The organism is Photobacterium carnosum (assembly GCF_002849605.1).
GTDB classification, from domain to species: Bacteria; Pseudomonadota; Gammaproteobacteria; order Enterobacterales; family Vibrionaceae; genus Photobacterium; species Photobacterium carnosum.
Genome location: NZ_NPIB01000016.1, coordinates 90,372 through 106,702, shown reverse-complemented (window position 1 = coordinate 106,702; position 16,331 = coordinate 90,372). Strand labels below are relative to the sequence as shown.

At 40.7% G+C, this 16,331-nt stretch carries 11 protein-coding genes; 3 read left to right on the top strand and 8 right to left on the bottom strand.

Annotation, left to right across the window (positions count from 1 at the left end; all coding sequences use genetic code 11):
• Positions 1-156: 156 nt before the first annotated feature.
• The 5 genes from CIK00_RS13435 to fabB all read right to left on the bottom strand — a co-directional run bounded on the left by CIK00_RS13435 (position 157) and on the right by fabB (position 8,328).
• Positions 157-3,066 (bottom strand): FimV/HubP family polar landmark protein, encoded by a 2,910-nt coding sequence (locus tag CIK00_RS13435; RefSeq protein WP_101769352.1) that lies wholly within the window; start codon positions 3,064-3,066, stop codon positions 157-159.
• Positions 3,067-3,376: 310 nt separating this feature from the next.
• A complete protein-coding gene (locus tag CIK00_RS13430; protein ID WP_101769351.1) occupies positions 3,377-4,390 on the bottom strand; it encodes an aspartate-semialdehyde dehydrogenase in 1,014 nt (337 codons plus the stop codon).
• Positions 4,387-5,562 carry a 4-phosphoerythronate dehydrogenase gene (locus CIK00_RS13425; protein WP_101769350.1) on the bottom strand — a complete coding sequence of 392 codons (1,176 nt, stop codon included), beginning with the start codon at positions 5,560-5,562 and terminating at the stop codon, positions 4,387-4,389. The genes CIK00_RS13430 and CIK00_RS13425 overlap by 4 nt, the downstream gene beginning before the upstream one ends.
• A gap of 20 nt (positions 5,563-5,582) precedes the next feature.
• Positions 5,583-6,749 carry a nucleotide sugar dehydrogenase gene (locus CIK00_RS13420; protein ID WP_101769349.1) on the bottom strand — a complete coding sequence of 389 codons (1,167 nt, stop codon included), beginning with the start codon at positions 6,747-6,749 and terminating at the stop codon, positions 5,583-5,585.
• Between the two features lie 364 nt (positions 6,750-7,113).
• The gene (gene fabB / locus CIK00_RS13415; RefSeq protein ID WP_101769348.1) at positions 7,114-8,328 is read right to left on the bottom strand and encodes a beta-ketoacyl-ACP synthase I; all 1,215 of its coding nucleotides are present in this window, start codon (positions 8,326-8,328) and stop codon (positions 7,114-7,116) included.
• 342 nt (positions 8,329-8,670) lie between these two features.
• Here fabB and mnmC point away from each other — a divergent pair, with 342 nt between their 5' ends.
• Positions 8,671-10,857 carry a bifunctional tRNA (5-methylaminomethyl-2-thiouridine)(34)-methyltransferase MnmD/FAD-dependent 5-carboxymethylaminomethyl-2-thiouridine(34) oxidoreductase MnmC gene (mnmC, locus tag CIK00_RS13410; RefSeq protein WP_101769347.1) on the top strand — a complete coding sequence of 729 codons (2,187 nt, stop codon included), beginning with the start codon at positions 8,671-8,673 and terminating at the stop codon, positions 10,855-10,857.
• A gap of 188 nt (positions 10,858-11,045) precedes the next feature.
• Here the strand turns inward: mnmC and CIK00_RS13405 are convergent, their stop codons facing one another.
• The gene (locus CIK00_RS13405; protein WP_101769346.1) at positions 11,046-12,419 is read right to left on the bottom strand and encodes an MBL fold metallo-hydrolase RNA specificity domain-containing protein; all 1,374 of its coding nucleotides are present in this window, start codon (positions 12,417-12,419) and stop codon (positions 11,046-11,048) included.
• Between the two features lie 230 nt (positions 12,420-12,649).
• Between CIK00_RS13405 and CIK00_RS13400 the strand changes: the two genes are divergently transcribed.
• Together CIK00_RS13400 and CIK00_RS13395 are read left to right on the top strand one after the other, a co-directional pair.
• Entirely contained in the window at positions 12,650-13,528 is an 879-nt protein-coding gene (locus CIK00_RS13400; RefSeq protein WP_101769345.1) for an alpha/beta hydrolase, read from the top strand.
• On the top strand, positions 13,525-14,190 hold the full coding sequence (locus tag CIK00_RS13395; RefSeq protein WP_167388559.1) for an N-acetylmuramoyl-L-alanine amidase: 666 nt from the start codon (positions 13,525-13,527) through the stop codon (positions 14,188-14,190). The genes CIK00_RS13400 and CIK00_RS13395 overlap by 4 nt, the downstream gene beginning before the upstream one ends.
• A 149-nt stretch (positions 14,191-14,339) precedes the next feature.
• Here the strand turns inward: CIK00_RS13395 and galU are convergent, their stop codons facing one another.
• On the bottom strand, positions 14,340-15,290 hold the full coding sequence (gene galU / locus CIK00_RS13390) for a UTP--glucose-1-phosphate uridylyltransferase GalU (RefSeq protein WP_101769343.1): 951 nt from the start codon (positions 15,288-15,290) through the stop codon (positions 14,340-14,342).
• A 61-nt stretch (positions 15,291-15,351) separates the two neighbouring features.
• Complete coding sequence (locus CIK00_RS13385; protein ID WP_101769342.1) at positions 15,352-16,323, bottom strand: sugar transferase; 972 nt, start codon at positions 16,321-16,323, stop codon at positions 15,352-15,354.
• Positions 16,324-16,331 lie beyond the last annotated feature (8 nt).

The following is a 16,331-nucleotide window of genomic DNA, read 5'->3' as shown; positions in this document are numbered from 1 at the left end:
TATATATTGCAGCATTACAACACTAAGCGGGGCCATAGTTATAACAACTATTTACCGCCAGTGGTGATGGAAGCAGCCGCTTAATTTAAACACCTATAAAGGTGTACAGTTTTACTTGACCACTTCATCCCTGCTGTTCCTCGTCCCTAAATACGCCTACTTCTTCACTTTAAACTTATCCAGTAAAGCATTCGCTTCCGCTTTTGTGTCACCCTCACCTTTTAAAACGATATCTTGCAGCAAATCAACTGCACCGCCAATATCATTCATTTCAAGATAGGCCTTCGCCAGATCCAACTGACCCGCATATTCGCCGGCACTGTCGACATCAAATTGACGAATATTAGCAAACATATCAGGAAACTCTTTCAAGCCAACATCAAGGTTTAATGGTTTCTCATCTGGATCTTCTTGATGATAATTAGGATCGTCAGCTAACAATTCATCAATGCTGATATAATTAGATAGCTTAGCCGTCGCTTTAATATCTTCTTGCGCTAAATCCGGTTGTTTAGACCAATCTTCACGCTCAAGTTCAGGCTCAGCGACCATGCTTTGCCAAACAGCAGCTTCATCTTCTGCTAATACATCTTCATTATCAGCAATCGCGCTATCAGCGGTTACTGCTAATAGCTGATCTCGCTCATCATTATTAAGTCCACGTTGCGGCGTAACCACAGCAGAATCTGAACCATCAAACAACAACGCATCCATATCTAAACCAGCAGAATCAGCTCGATCTTGTTTAGCTTCAGGTGATTGATCAACCTCAGATGTCACATTTTCAGATGCTGATTGTGATTTAAATCCACATTCAATCGCGTACTGTTCTAACTCATGCTGCTCTTCAAATGAGGCAAATAACGCTTCATTTTCATCAAACTCCGGTAACGTTCTGACATCAATATTATCAAACGCATATTCCAGATGACGCGCAGTATCAAACGGAGAACAATCAGACTCAGCATTAGCACTATCATTCTCAGTAGCTGCTGGTTGACGATGCTCAGCCGCTTGTGCCGCTAGTTGCAGTTGACGAGCTACATTATCGATAGCGATTTGCTCATCAATATCTGAACGCTCATCCATTTGTTCTAATGGTAGCGCTTGCGGATCATCAAAAGCTGAGTTTTCATCAAATTCAGGTAAATCATCCAAACTTAGCGGTGTGTTATGTACAGCATCCGCGGCTGGCAGCGCTGACATTTCATCTTCAAAATGATCAAATGCTGCTTGCTCATCGAAATCAGGCAGATCATCAAGATTAAACGCTGTTGCAGTCGAATCTGCAGCTAACAGTTCATCTAATAAATCAGTACTGTTTTCCGCTAATTCAATATTGCTATCAAATGGCAGATCATCGTTAAACTGGGTAAATAAAGCATCTAATTCATCTTGAGAGACTACAGTTGTACCCTCTAATTCAGCAGCAGTAGTGCCTTCTGACTTATCTACGTCTTGGGTTGGTGCTTGTGCTTGTTGTAAGATCTCATCTAATAACGCTTGATCAGATAATGGTTTATCGATTTCATTATCATCTTCAGCTGATGCTGATGCTGATGAAATAGTCGCTTCGTCGTATTCAGATAAATCAAAATTAGTATTATCGTCTTCACTCAGGGATTTTTCCCATAACGCAGCAAGTGCTTCATCTGCACTAGGCTCTGGCTTTGCATCAAGCTCATCCAGCGCACGCTCCATGTCTTCCAGACCAATAGCGTTATCGTTAGAGACTGAGATAGTACTAAGGTTATTATCAAATGTATTGCTATCAAAATCAGTATCAGTCGCAATGATTGCTGATTGATCAACATTACTTTCTGTAGTTTTAGTACCGTCAGCTACATTCGCGGTAATAACCGTCGCACTATCGTTTTTATTGATAACCTGATGAGGCTCGATATCTGCGAACAAATCATCATCAGCAAATAAATCATCAAGATCGTCATCATGATCAGTGCCCATCAAGTCAATGGGTGGTACAACAGCAACAGTATTATCACCATCACTTATAGGCGCAGGTAACGTGGGTTGTTCAGGATCTTCTTTCTTACGACGGAACAATAATAATGCTAATAATGCCGCAATTAAACCACCAGGAATAATGCCTGCAGCAGCCAGTGCCCACGGATTATTCGTCAACCGATCAAGCCATGTTTCAGGTGTTGGTTCTACCACAACTTCTGGTTGCTTTTGTTGTTCTAGAAATGACACCATTTGTTGGCGAATACCATCACTTTCAGTCACTTGATCTTTTAATGTCGCCATATCTTGCTGCATAGCAGATAACCGTAACCGTAATGCATGGTTACTTTCTACTAGCGCATTCATTTTAACATCAGCAACATCAACTTGTGGTTGTGCTGGTTTCGCAGGAATAATCGTCTTATTATCCCCATCAATAGCTAACGCGGCACTGTTTACCGCTGATGCCGAAGTCGTATCTTCAGGCTTAACTAATGCTTCAGTTGATTCCGTTTGAGGCGTTGCCACCTGTGGCTTAGGCGATAATTTAATCACTTTCACGGGGGTTTTAACAGCCATTGATGACTGCTCTGCCACTTGCTGATCAGCTAAACGTCTCTTTTTTAATGTAGTCGCATAAGGCGCACGTAATTGATCGGCTGCTAATTTTCGACTAACAGAACTAATACGCTGCTGTTGAATTTGATCCATTGTTGGTAGTTTTAAATAACTACCTGGTAATAACGAATGGATATTATTATTTTCAAAAGCATCATGGTTAAGATCGTAGATAGCACCAATAACTTTAAAAATAGAGATATCATTATTTGGCAAATGGCGTGACGCAATACCCCACAACGTTTCATTTTCATACGTTGGGCCATAATTACGTGCCATTGCTGACGATGTCGAAAACTGTTTTGTCGGTACGTCTAGTTGGCTCGTGGCGGTATCTCGGTTAAGAGTTGCGTACGAGCTGTCTTCATTCGCGGGACCTACTATACGTATAGTATTTGCATTCACTACCGGTAAGTAAGAAGAAATAGTAACAAAAGCTACTGGTAGTACCATACGTTTAAGTATTTTTGGGATGTTAGACACTGCCTACATTCCTCTTTGGCAGAGATAAAATTGCTCGACATCGTATACAACGACTTCGAAATAATAGTTTCTTGATGATAACAATGTAGTCATAACGACCACTATCAATAACGCTTAAATAACTACATTTAAGCACAATAAGCGTCATATTATGTCAAGTTATCAGCAAAAGAAAAGCTAGCAGCTAACGAAATAAAAAAGCGACAGGCTTGCACCCATCGCTTTGTTATTTTGTTAGCAAGTTTGCTCGCACTATTCATGTTGATACACAGTAATAATGCGATCTAGACCTTACTTTTAATACGGCTAATTACAAATAATCTGCAATCAGCTTTTCAGCGATTTGAACGCTGTTGGTTGCTGCACCTTTACGGACGTTATCAGCGACAATCCACATGTTAAGTCCACATGGATGACTGATATCTTCACGAATACGGCCGATCATTACATGATCTTTACCAACGGCATCTGTTACTTGTGTTGGGTATTCATTATTAGGGAATACTTCAATACCATCAGTATTTTCAAGTAAGTTAATCACATCATCTAATACAATCGGTTGATGCGTTTCAACATGTACTGCTTCGCCATGACCAAAGAATGATGACACACGCACACACGTTGGGTTCACACGAATACTTGAATCGCCTAAAATCTTTTGCGTTTCCCACACCATTTTCATTTCTTCTTTGGTGTAGCCGTTGTCCATAAACTCATCAATCTGTGGAATACAGTTAAATGCAATTTGCTTATCGTAAGCTTTGGTTTCAATTGGCAAACCATTAAGCAGTTTTGCTGTTTGCCCTGCTAGTTCATCGATGCCTTTACGGCCTGAACCAGAAACAGACTGATAAGTCGCAACGTTAATACGATCAATACCGTAAGCATCTTGAATTGGCTTCAGCGCAACTAACATTTGAATCGTTGAACAGTTAGGATTAGCGATAATGTTACGGTTACGATAATCTGCAATCGCTTCTGGGTTCACTTCTGGAATAACTAGCGGTACATCATATTCGTAACGGAATTCAGAGGTATTATCGATAACGATAACACCTTGTTCAGTGGCAATAGGTGCCCAATGGCGTGATGCTTCCGCACCTGCTGAGAACAAAGCAATTTGCACTTGGCTCCAGTCGAAATCGTCTACATCACGAACGCGCTTTGATTTACCTTTAAAACGTAACGCTTTACCTGCGCTACGATCACTTGCCAGCAAGTAAAGATTGCGAACAGGAAAATTACGTGCTTCTAGCACTTCGACCATAGCTTCGCCTACTGCGCCTGTTGCGCCAAGTATTGCGATATCATATTCCTGACTCATTGAGTGACCTCTACTACTGTAAAACCTAATTTAGCCAGCGACTCTACCGCAAACTCGGCCTTCGCCGCTACTGTAATCGCACTATATTCACGTCGATCCCAGTAATTTTTACGCATTAGATCAAATGCGGTGGCCATTTTGCGGTTATCGTCACCAGCTGCTAACATTTCACGACGGAAAATACCGTCGTCTTTACGGACATCATAAACTAACTGGATCAAGCTAAATAACGTTACTTCGTCCCATTGTCTGCTTAATTGCACTTGCGGTACAGGCGCAATCGGTAATAAGTCACTCGCTAACACATGGTGTTTACTACTCAAAAACTGACAAAAACGGTTAAACACCATCGTGGTTCCACGCGCTTTACCTTCAAGCCCATATCCTGCCACATGGGGAGTCGCAAACGCTAATAGCGGTAATAATTCCAAATCAACTAACGGTTCTTGCTCAAACACATCTAACACGGCGGTTAATGTTTTACCTGAACCATTGGTTGCAGCTTGTAATACTTGTTTTAGGGCCTGATTATCCACCACAGGACCACGCGCTGCATTGATTAAAATCGCATTTGGCTGCATCGCTGCTAGAAAATCAGCATCCACTAAATGATGGGTTGGATAATCGCCAGCACGTGTTATCGGAGTATGAGTAGTGATCACATCACACTCTGCCAATAAACGCTCAAGTGAATCAAACTGACGCTTATCACCTTGTGCTTGCTTTAGCGGATCATTTAATAAATAACGAATACCGAGCGCATCAAGACATTTGGCTAAATACGTTCCTACGTTACCCGCACCGATAATGCCGATAGTGCGATCAAATATAGAAAAATCCTGTTGCTGGCCTAATACCATCAAGCTACTTAATACGTATTCTGCAACGCCTACTTTGTTACAACCGGGCGCTGCGGTAAACGTAATACCCTTTGCGGCTAATAAATCCTGATCGACATGATCTTGACCTGCGGTTGCGGTACCCACAAATTTAAGTTTATCGGCTTTAGCAATAAGATCTGCATTCACTTTGGTTACAGAGCGAATCATTAAGGCATCAATACCCACTAAATCATCTGCGGTTAAAGTACGTCCAGGTTTTGCAATAACGTCACCTAACTGGCTAAATAATTGCTGAGCATACGGCATGTTTTCATCGATAAGGATTTTCATTAAGGCTTTCCCTGCTTTACTTAATCAGCGCCGAATAAATCTCGGGTATAAACTTTATCTTGTACGGCTTCAAGTTCGATCGCCATACGGTTAGACACAATAACATCAGACATTTCTTTAAAGGTGTCGAAATCTTTTATCACTTTAGAATTAAAGAATTCATCTTCTTCAAGTACCGGTTCAAATACCACTACTTCAATGCCTTTGGCTTTTATGCGCTTCATAATACCTTGAATGCTTGATGCGCGGAAATTATCAGATCCTGATTTCATGATTAAACGATAAATACCAACAATTTTAGGCTGTTTCGCTATGATGGAGTCAGCAATAAAATCTTTACGAGTAGTATTCGCATCAACAATAGCACCAATAATATTATTCGGCACATCTCGGTAATTAGCGCGTAATTGCTTGGTATCTTTAGGCAGACAGTAACCACCATACCCAAATGAAGGATTATTATAATGGTTACCAATTCGAGGATCTAAACCAACACCTTCAATAATTTGACGACTATCTAAGTTTAGCGCTTCAGCATAACTATCAAGCTCATTAAAATAAGCAACCCGCATAGCAAGGTAAGTATTTGAAAATAACTTAACCGCTTCAGCTTCTGTTGATTCAGTAAATAACACCGCGATATCTTGTTTTTCCGCGCCTTGCTTTAAAAGATTTGCAAATTTCTCAGCACGATCTGAACGCTCACCCACGATAATACGCGAAGGATATAAGTTATCATAAAGGGCACGACCTTCACGTAAAAACTCAGGTGAGAACATAATATTATTAATACCAAATTGTTGTTTGATACTTTCAGTATATCCAACCGGAACCGTTGATTTGATAACCATCATCGCCGTTGGATTTTTTGCTATAACATCTTTAATCACCGCTTCTACTGAGCTGGTATTAAAATAGTTAGAGATTGGATCATAATCTGTTGGGGTTGCAATAATCACAAACTCAGCACCATCATAAGCATGTGTTGCGTCAGTTGTGGCAATAAGGTTCAACATTTTGTGTTGTAAAAAGTCTTCAATCTCCTGATCAACAATGGGAGATAAACCTTGATTAATAAGTGCAACTTTCTCTTCGATAATATCAAGTGCTACAACTTCGTTATGCTGTGATAACAAGACCGCATTAGACAAACCAACATAGCCTGTACCTACGACAGTAATCTTCATTACTCACCCCAATAAATTAATGTGTAAGTAATGATTATTCACTGCTTACTTATTATGACTTAGTTTAACTGAAAACAATTTAGAAAGAAAAAATCTCAAGCTATCTACGATCTATTTACCACGTGATCGAGCCCAAAAGGCACCAGAAAAAACACGCTAATATTCTACGGAAAACACGAACTCTACGACACGCAGATAGTAGATGGCAGATTCCCTATCTCGTTCGTAACTTCACGGTAGGGAATAACGGGGGATTTAGACACAAAAAAAACGACAGGCTTTCACCTATCGCTTCTTATTTACGCTGTGATTCTCAAAAAACGAAATCTCGCTACTCGAAACCTCGTCCCTCGAAAACTAATTCTTACGCTTCGTATTTCTTGATGACTAGTGTTGCGTTTGTGCCACCGAAACCAAAGCTATTAGACATAACAGTTTTAAGTTCAACATCGCGCTTTTCAGTTACGATATCAAGACCTTTAGCTGCTTCATCTAGGTTTTCAATGTTGATACTTGGCGCAACAAAGCCGTGCTCTAGCATTAACGTTGAGTAGATCGCTTCATGAACACCAGCCGCACCTAGTGCGTGACCTGTCATTGCTTTTGTTGCAGAGATTGCAGGGCTATGACCACTAAATAGCTCTTGGATAGCACCAAGTTCTTTTAGATCGCCAACAGGTGTTGATGTACCGTGAGTGTTGATGTAGTCAACAGGACCATCAAGGTCTTTCATTGCCATCTTCATACAACGTACCGCGCCTTCACCTGATGGAGCGACCATGTCGTAGCCATCAGATGTTGCGCCATAACCTACGATCTCGCCGTAGATTTTTGCGCCACGCGCCAATGCGTGCTCAAGCTCTTCAATAACCACCATGCCGCCGCCACCAGAGATAACGAAACCGTCACGGTCAGCATCATAAGTACGTGATGCTTTTGATGGATCATCGTTGTACTTAGTAGACAACGCACCCATTGCATCAAACATCATGGTTAGTGACCAATCAAGCTCTTCACCGCCACCAGCAAACACAACATCTTGCTTGCCTAGTTGAATAAGCTCAACTGCGTGACCGATACAGTGTGCAGATGTCGCACATGCAGAACTCATAGTGTAGCTAACACCGCGAATTTTAAACGGCGTTGCTAAACAAGCAGAAACTGTTGAAGACATAGTACGCGGTACCATGTAGGGACCAACACGCTTAACGCCTTTCTCACGAATAATATCTACTGCATGATATTGGTTGTATGATGATGCACCACCAGAACCAGCAACTAAACCTGTACGCTCGTTAGATACTTGATCTTCAGCTAGGCCAGAGTCAGCAACCGCTTGCTCCATTGATAGGTAAGCAAATGCAGCAGCATCACCCATGAAACGCATTTTCTTACGATCAATGTGCTCTGAAGGAATGATTTTTAGATCACCCCAAACATTTGAACGCAATTTCATTTCAGCGAATTGCTCAGAGTAATTAATACCTGATTTGCCTGTTTTTAGGGATTCTAATACTTCAGCAACGTTGTTACCGATACTAGATACAATACCCATGCCTGTAATTACGGCTCGTTTCATGATGAATTCCTACTGATATTAATGGAAATACCTACTCATTTTATAGAACAACAACTGCCCTATATCAATGACTAGAATACGTCCCAAACGGCTTTAAAATCTGCGTTCACATTCGCTCTTCGTTAGCTACAGCGAACGAAAACACGCGATATTAAAGATGTTTGGGCCGATAATGCCTAATTTAACTTTCTCATTACAACAAACAAAAAAGTTAACGATTATTTAGTATGAGAACTATAACGGCTTTGCTCCTGAAAAGTGGTCAGCTTTCCTGTATTTCAGGTACAATCTAATCAAAATTGCCCTTCAATCGCATTTAGAGCCCATAATTGATGTATTTTTATGCATAAAGTGGTGACAAAATGCTCAGCAGCTAAACAAGAGGTTCGTTTGTCTCGTCCCACTTCTGTAAAGTCCACACTTCGAATTAACAATGCTATCCTTGATTGGAACGACGTAGGTAGCCCATTATCGACTGACTTTGACGATATTTATTTCTCAAATGACGATGGACTAGAAGAATCACGTTATGTGTTCATCAAACAAAATGGTTTACCTAAACGCTGGCATGATTTTGATCGACGTCGATTTGTAGTTGCTGAAACAGGTTTTGGTACTGGGCTTAATTTTTTCGCGTTATGGCAAACATTTAAAGCCTTTCGTGAACAATACCCACAAGCAACCACCAAAGAATTACACTTTATTAGCTTTGAAAAAGCGCCAATCACTAAACAAGATCTGCTCAAAGCACATCAAGTGTGGCCAGAACTGGCTGAGTTTACTCAAAAGCTTGATCAACATTATCCACCAGCCGTTGCCGATTGTCACCGTATTGTGCTTGAAGACGGTATGATCACCCTTGATTTATGGTTTGGCGACATTAAAGACTGTATGCCTCAAGTTTGGGTCGGCAATGACGGTATTGTTGATGCTTGGTTCTTAGATGGTTTTGCGCCAAAGAAAAACCCTGAAATGTGGAACCAAACCATCTTTAACGGTATGGCTAACATGGCACGATCTGGATGTACGCTTTCCACCTTTACGGCCGCGGGTTTTGTTCGTCGAGGTTTAAGTGACGCTGGCTTTGATATCAAAAAAGCCAAAGGGTTCGGTATTAAACGTCATATGACAGTGGGCACTGTTATAAAAAACCACCAGCAAGCGAATTTTAAGCCTTGGTTTGCACGTAGTTCACAACAAGCACCTCAATCTGAGCCCAACGATATTGCCATTATTGGTGGTGGTATTGCCTCCGCCACTACCGCTATCGCATTGATTCGTCGTGGTCAATCCGTCAATTTATATTGTGCAGATAGCGAATTAGCTCAAGGCGCATCAGGTAATCGTCAAGGGGCGGTATATCCCCTCCTTAATGGTGAACATGATTCACTCTCACGCTTTTTCGCACCAGGCTTTATTTTTGCACGTCAATTTGTTGAACAAGCAGCCCAACATTGTCAGTTTGATCATGATTGGTGTGGCGTCACTCAATTAGCATGGGATGAAGACGGCAAAAACCTCACCGAGGCTGAAAAACAACACGCACTCACCACTAATAATAAAATATCAGCGCGTCAAACTCAAAAATTGGATTGTATGTTGGCTGGTGGATTTCCAACATCGTTAGTACAAGGTTTGAATGTAGAACAAACACGAACCATAACAGGTGTTGAAACAAATTGTCGCAGTGTTAATTACCCGCTTGGTGGTTGGTTATGTCCGCAACAATTAACTCAAGCATTAATTGAATCTGCGTTGAAGACCGGCAAACTGACATTACACCTTAATAGTGATATTACGGCACTTGAGCAAATTGAAACCGAGAATAATCACCACCAATGGCAGTTAACGTTAACTAATGGCACCACGGTTAATCACACGACTGTTGTGGTGGCGAATGGTCATCGCTTAGGTCAATATCCACAAACAGCCCCGATTCCAACCTCATCAGTACGGGGTCAAGTTAGCCATGTACCAACGAATACGCAATTATCCAAACTTAAAACCGTACTTTGTTATGACGGCTATTTAACCCCAGCCAATACTAACATCCATTGTATTGGTGCTAGCTATACTCGTGATAATTGCGATCTTGATTACAATAAAGACGATCAGCAGCAAAACAAACAACGGTTATTAGATAGCGTTCCCGCGACAGCACCATGGGCGAGTAAAATTGATGTTGATGCATTAGATCAACCCTCACGCGCACGCATTGGCGTCCGGTGTGCCAGTCGTGATCATTTACCGTTTGTTGGTAATGTGTGTCGTTATGATGATTTGATTAAGCAATATCGTGATTTAAGAGATAACCAGCTTTACGCTCAGAATATACCCGTTTATAAGAATTTATTTGCGATTGTCGGATTAGGCTCGCGCGGGTTAAGTTCAGCACCACTGCTTGGTGAGTTATTAGCATCACAGATCTGCGGTGATCCATTACCACTACCACACTCAGTGCTTGATGATCTCCACCCAGGACGAATGTGGGTACGGAAATTAGTGCGTGGGAAAGAAGTAAGATCATAGGTTTAGAGAGACGAGGTTTTTAGGAGCGAGGAAGAGCAGAGTTAAAGATAGCGAGTAGCGAGTAGCGAGTTACTGAAGCATAACAAACCACAACATAATGCTACAATGCGCGGACAGTAGATTCTATCTCACCCTTGCTCTTTCTAGTTACTCGAAACTCGCAATCTCATCCCTGCTCTTCCTGTATCTTACTCACTCGCCGCTATAATCACCGTCGCTTCTGGTTTCACTTTTCGTAATTCAGTCGCTAAAGCGGTTTGTGCCTCTAAATCACCATGCACGACTTTAATCACCTGTGGACCTTGCTCAATATCAGCCACAAAACTCACTAAATCCTCTTGCGCAGCATGGGCAGAATAGCCTGACAATTGATGAATCTGTGCCGCTACATCAATCACTTTATCGTCAATTTTAACGACCTTTTCACCATCCACTAATGCGCGTCCGGTGGTGCCTTGGGCTTGATAACCTGCAAAAATCACATCGGTACGTTTATCGGCTAATAAGGCTTTTAAATAATTCACCACTCGCCCACCAGAGCACATACCGCTCGCGGCAACAATAATTGCAGGCTCTCCTGAATGTTGAAGTCGATTTACCAATTCAATATGATCGGCATGGCTATCAATAGTAATGCATTGATCAAAGGCGAGTGGATGCCGCCCCATATAACGCCTTTGCTTTGCTTCTTTGGCCCATAGCTCATGAAAATAGCGATATTGTTCCGTCACCTTTTGTGCCAGTGGCGAATCCAATATTATTGGTAAACGTTGCCAAACCCGTTTAATGGTTTGATCTTCATTAGGATCAACATCAACCTCTGCAATAATATTTTCAAGATCAAATAATAATTCTTGGGTACGACCAACACTAAAGGCAGGAATAATAATCGCCCCACCATCTTGTAATGAACGCTCAATGATCTGTTTTAATACTCGTTGTCGATGTTCAAGCTGGTGGTGAGGTTTATCGCCATACGTACTTTCAATTACTAACGTGTGCGCAGATTTCGGAGCAATAGGATCGGTTAATAATGGCGTATTTTTAGGACCAAGATCACCACTAAAAACGACAATTTCATTGGTTGGCAATTTAATTTCAATATAAGCAGAACCCAGAATATGCCCTGCCGGACGAAAACGGATCTTAACCAGCTCACCAGTAGGTAACACAACTTGCGCCCAGCAATCATAAGGCACAGGACGAATTCGCTGATGTATTAACGCTAATGCCTTTTCACACTGTTTTTTATTGAGCCCTAACTGAATTTTAAGCCCATCTTCCAACATTAACGGCACTAATGCAGCAGTTGCTTCGGTGGTATAAATCGGGCCAGAAAAGCCTGCGGCAAGTAACCACGGCAAACGCCCAATATGATCAATATGGCTATGAGTCAGTAATAACGCAGCCATCTTATTAATATCAAATTCAATATCTAGCGTCTCACGGGCTTCTTTTCCCTGAAATAAACCACAATCAATTAATAAGCTATTATCACCAATAATAAGCTCATGACATGATCCCGTTACTCCTGTTTTCGCACCATGATGAACAATCTTCACCTCTCTCTCCCCTACCTATAATCAATAAGAGTTCTATAATGACAGCGCACAGATATTGTTAGAAATATTAACAAGTAGAAATAAGAGGCATTCGCGGTTAAAATGTTAATGCAATGTAACAAACATTACGTTGTACTTAATGGATCACAAAAAAACACCTCAACATGTACAATCAAAGACAGATTAAATGTAATAGCCCTCCGATGACATATTAAGAGAGCTTACCGATTATGTACCCGATCATTATTGCGATTCATGGACGAGGAAATAAACTGCCAACCACAACCTTAAGTGCACATTGGCAGCAAGCCCTTCAACATGGCTTACAACGTTATAATCAATCACAGTTACATCCTCAGATTGATTTTAAAATGGCCTATTATGCTGATCATTTTTATCAACAACCATTAGTGCTATCAGCCTCCACGACCACCGCGATTCCACATATTTACACCATTAAACCGTTACCAGCACATCATAGTAACCATAATAATCAGCTGCGATTAACGACCACTAACACCTCACTGTGGAGTGCTAAAATCACAGAATGGATGGAAGATAAATTCAGTGTGTTTTCTTTTATTTCAAAACCGTTTTTAAAATCACTATTACCTGATATTCATCATTACTTTCATGATCCAAGCTATCAACAAGCTGTCGAACAACCATTAATAAAATTGCTGAATCAATATCAACATCGACCAATTATTTTACTCAGCCATTCAATGGGTACTGTAATCGCTTATAACGTACTGCATCAACTTAGCCGCCAAACGACGCCACCACAAATTAGCACATGGTTTACGTTTGGCTCGCCGCTTGGGCTTACCAGTGTCAAAGGCTTTTTACCCAAAATAACCCAACAACCGAACGTTAAAAAATTAGCGACGCCAGATTGTGTCACCGAGCAATGGATCAATGTTAGCGACAAAACCGACATCGTGTGTATCGATCACGATTTAAGTGATGATTACCTCGCCAATCGCCATCACATAAAGCCTCAAGATTGTTATATCACCAATGATTATCCGGGTAATTCACACAAATCATATGGCTATTTATGGAGTGATGTTATCGCGAAATACGGTATTCCAAAGGTGACATTATGAAACCCTTTATTTTATTAGATCCCGGTCATGGCGGCATTATTAATGGTGTTTACCAAACTGCAGGCAAACGCTCACCATTATGGTCCAATGGTAAACAGTTATTTGAAGGGGAATTTAATCGCGCCATCACCCAAGGCATAAGCCAAGCACTAACCTTACACGACATTGAAAATAAAATTATTGTGCCAGAGCTGGAAGATATCAGCCTTCGCACCCGCGTTAATCGTGCCAACCATTTAGCCTCCCAATACCCTAATCACCAATGTTTATTAATTTCAGTCCATACCAATGCAGGCGGTGGCAAAGGGTTTGAGGTTTATACCAGTCGCGGTCAAACCACTAGCGACACCATTGCCGATCATATTGCTCACGCTTTTACACAAGTCTTCCCGAATAAACCGTTACGAAGTGATTACAGTGATGGCGACAGTGATAAAGAGCGCGGCTTTTATATGTTAAGAAAAACCCGCATGGCAGCAGTATTAACTGAAAATTTCTTTATGGATAATGAAAGCGAATGTTGTTTAATCTTAATGTCACCAACAGGCCGACAGAAAATCATTGATTATCATGTAAAAGGGATTTTGGGGTGGGTACAGCAGGAAAAAGAAAAAAGAAAAAAAGGTGAAAAAGAACAAGTAGAGCAAGGGAATACAGGCTAGTTTTTTATAACACCCAAATAATATCAATGTGATAGGTATTAATTCTGACGAGACTCAACTTAAATTCGATAACGTCTTTGATGATCACCACATACAAAAACGCCCATATTAGTGAACCAATACGGGCGTTTAATTAACAATAATCAAAATCAAATTTTCAGCGTTGATTTTAACGGTGTTAAATCAAGAGACTCAGCAAACGATACTTCATTTAGCGATTGGATATACGCACTAAACGCTTCGCCTAAGACTTTATCGCGCATGGCGTATTCAACAAAGGCTTTAGCATAACCGAGCTTATCACCACAATCATGCGAACGGCCTGTCATGTGGAAAGCTTCAACGACTTCATCTTGCATTAGCATATCAATCGCATCTGTTAACTGAATTTCATCCCCTGCCCCTGGTGGTGTCATTGCTAGCTTATCCCAAATGTTGTGAGATAAAACATAACGACCAACAACAGCAAGGTTAGACGGTGCATCTTCAAGCGCAGGCTTTTCAACCATACACGTCATAGGGCAAGAGTCACCGCCTTTAAGATCAATGCCGTTACAATCAACCACACCATACTTAGACACATCACTCATTGGCACAGGTTCAACCATAATTTGGCTTGCCCCTTTTTGCTCAAAGTGTGCAATCATCGCCGCTAGGTTTTCTGTTTTTTGATCTGCTGTGTATTCATCTAAAATCACATCAGGCAATACAACCACAAATGGCTGATCACCAATCAGTGGTTTAGCACACAGAACCGCATGACCTAAGCCTTTTGCTTGCCCTTGACGCACATGCATAATCGTCACGTCTTTCGGACAAATTGCTTTCACTTCATCTAGCAACTGACGTTTAACACGCGCTTCTAAAGTCGCTTCTAATTCAAATGAAGTATCAAAGTGGTTTTCAATCGCGTTCTTAGAAGAGTGAGTAACAAGAATAATTTCTTTAATACCCGCATTCACACACTCATTGACGATATATTGAATCAGCGGCTTATCAACAATTGGCAGCATTTCTTTTGGAATGGCTTTAGTTGCAGGCAGCATTCTAGTGCCAAGCCCAGCTACAGGGATGACTGCTTTTTTGATTTTTGAATTCATGTCCATAATTCTTCGACTAAGTAATAAAAGGGAGAAAGAAATTAAAATACAATAGGAACAATTATCTCCCCATTCCAAACAAGACTGTTTTCACAGTAAGCAGAATAATTTTCAAATCCATACGTAAGCTCTGATGCTTAATATAGTGAATATCATACTTATGCTTCCAAACTGCATCCTCAACAGAAGCACCATATGCATATTTAACTTGTGCTAAACCCGTTACACCAGGTTTTACTGCATGACGAAAACGATAGTAAGGAATTTCTTTTTCTAATGTTTCAATAAAAACTTCACGTTCAGGCCTTGGGCCCACTAAAGACATTTCGCCTTTTATAATATTAATTAGCTGTGGCAGTTCATCAATACGCGTTTTACGAATAAACTTACCTACCCGTGTAACACGCGCATCGTTTTTAGAAGCCCATTGTGCTCCATTTTTTTCAGCATCATTACGCATTGAACGGAACTTAATAACCTCAAACTCTTGGTTATATTGCCCAACTCGCTTTTGGCGAAAGAAGACAGGACCAGGAGATTCAAGTTTAATTAATGCCGCAGTAATTAAACCCACTGGAATCGCGATTTTCGCTAACAATATTACACAAAAAATATCTAATATACGTTTTACTGTACGATTTTTTTTATTAGATAATATTGAAAAAGCCTTTTGATGCAAAAAATAATGAGGGTGAAGTAATTCAGTCTCAGTAAAGCCTAACCGATGATCTAAATAAGAAACTAAAGGTTCAATCCATGCACCAGATTCAGTAGCCTTAATTAAAAAAGCATTTTCATCATCATTAAATTCAGCTGAACGATAATGACAAATAACCTTACTTTTAAAATCAGTTAAACTATAATCATTTAATGAATAATTTATGTTATTTTTATTCAAAACGTCAGTAATTATATCAATTTGGTCTTGAGGACAATAAACATATATAGTAGCAACTGATGTTGTGACAGACTTAGTTTCTAAACCTGGAGCAATAACTTCAGAATGTTGAGTAGCCGATGTTATATCAGACATAATTTGTC

Excerpts from the sequence above, each read along its gene's own strand:
- CIK00_RS13430 (WP_101769351.1), bottom strand. The coding sequence starts at position 4,390 with ATGAGTCAGGAATATGATATCGCAATACTTGGCGCAACAGGCGCAGTA.
- CIK00_RS13425 (WP_101769350.1), bottom strand. The coding sequence starts at position 5,562 with ATGAAAATCCTTATCGATGAAAACATGCCGTATGCTCAGCAATTATTT.
- CIK00_RS13420 (WP_101769349.1), bottom strand. The coding sequence starts at position 6,749 with ATGAAGATTACTGTCGTAGGTACAGGCTATGTTGGTTTGTCTAATGCG.
- fabB (WP_101769348.1), bottom strand. The coding sequence starts at position 8,328 with ATGAAACGAGCCGTAATTACAGGCATGGGTATTGTATCTAGTATCGGT.
- mnmC (WP_101769347.1), top strand. The coding sequence starts at position 8,671 with ATGCATAAAGTGGTGACAAAATGCTCAGCAGCTAAACAAGAGGTTCGT.
- CIK00_RS13400 (WP_101769345.1), top strand. The coding sequence starts at position 12,650 with ATGTACCCGATCATTATTGCGATTCATGGACGAGGAAATAAACTGCCA.
- CIK00_RS13395 (WP_167388559.1), top strand. The coding sequence starts at position 13,525 with ATGAAACCCTTTATTTTATTAGATCCCGGTCATGGCGGCATTATTAAT.
- galU (WP_101769343.1), bottom strand. The coding sequence starts at position 15,290 with ATGAATTCAAAAATCAAAAAAGCAGTCATCCCTGTAGCTGGGCTTGGC.
- CIK00_RS13385 (WP_101769342.1), bottom strand. The coding sequence starts at position 16,323 with ATGTCTGATATAACATCGGCTACTCAACATTCTGAAGTTATTGCTCCA.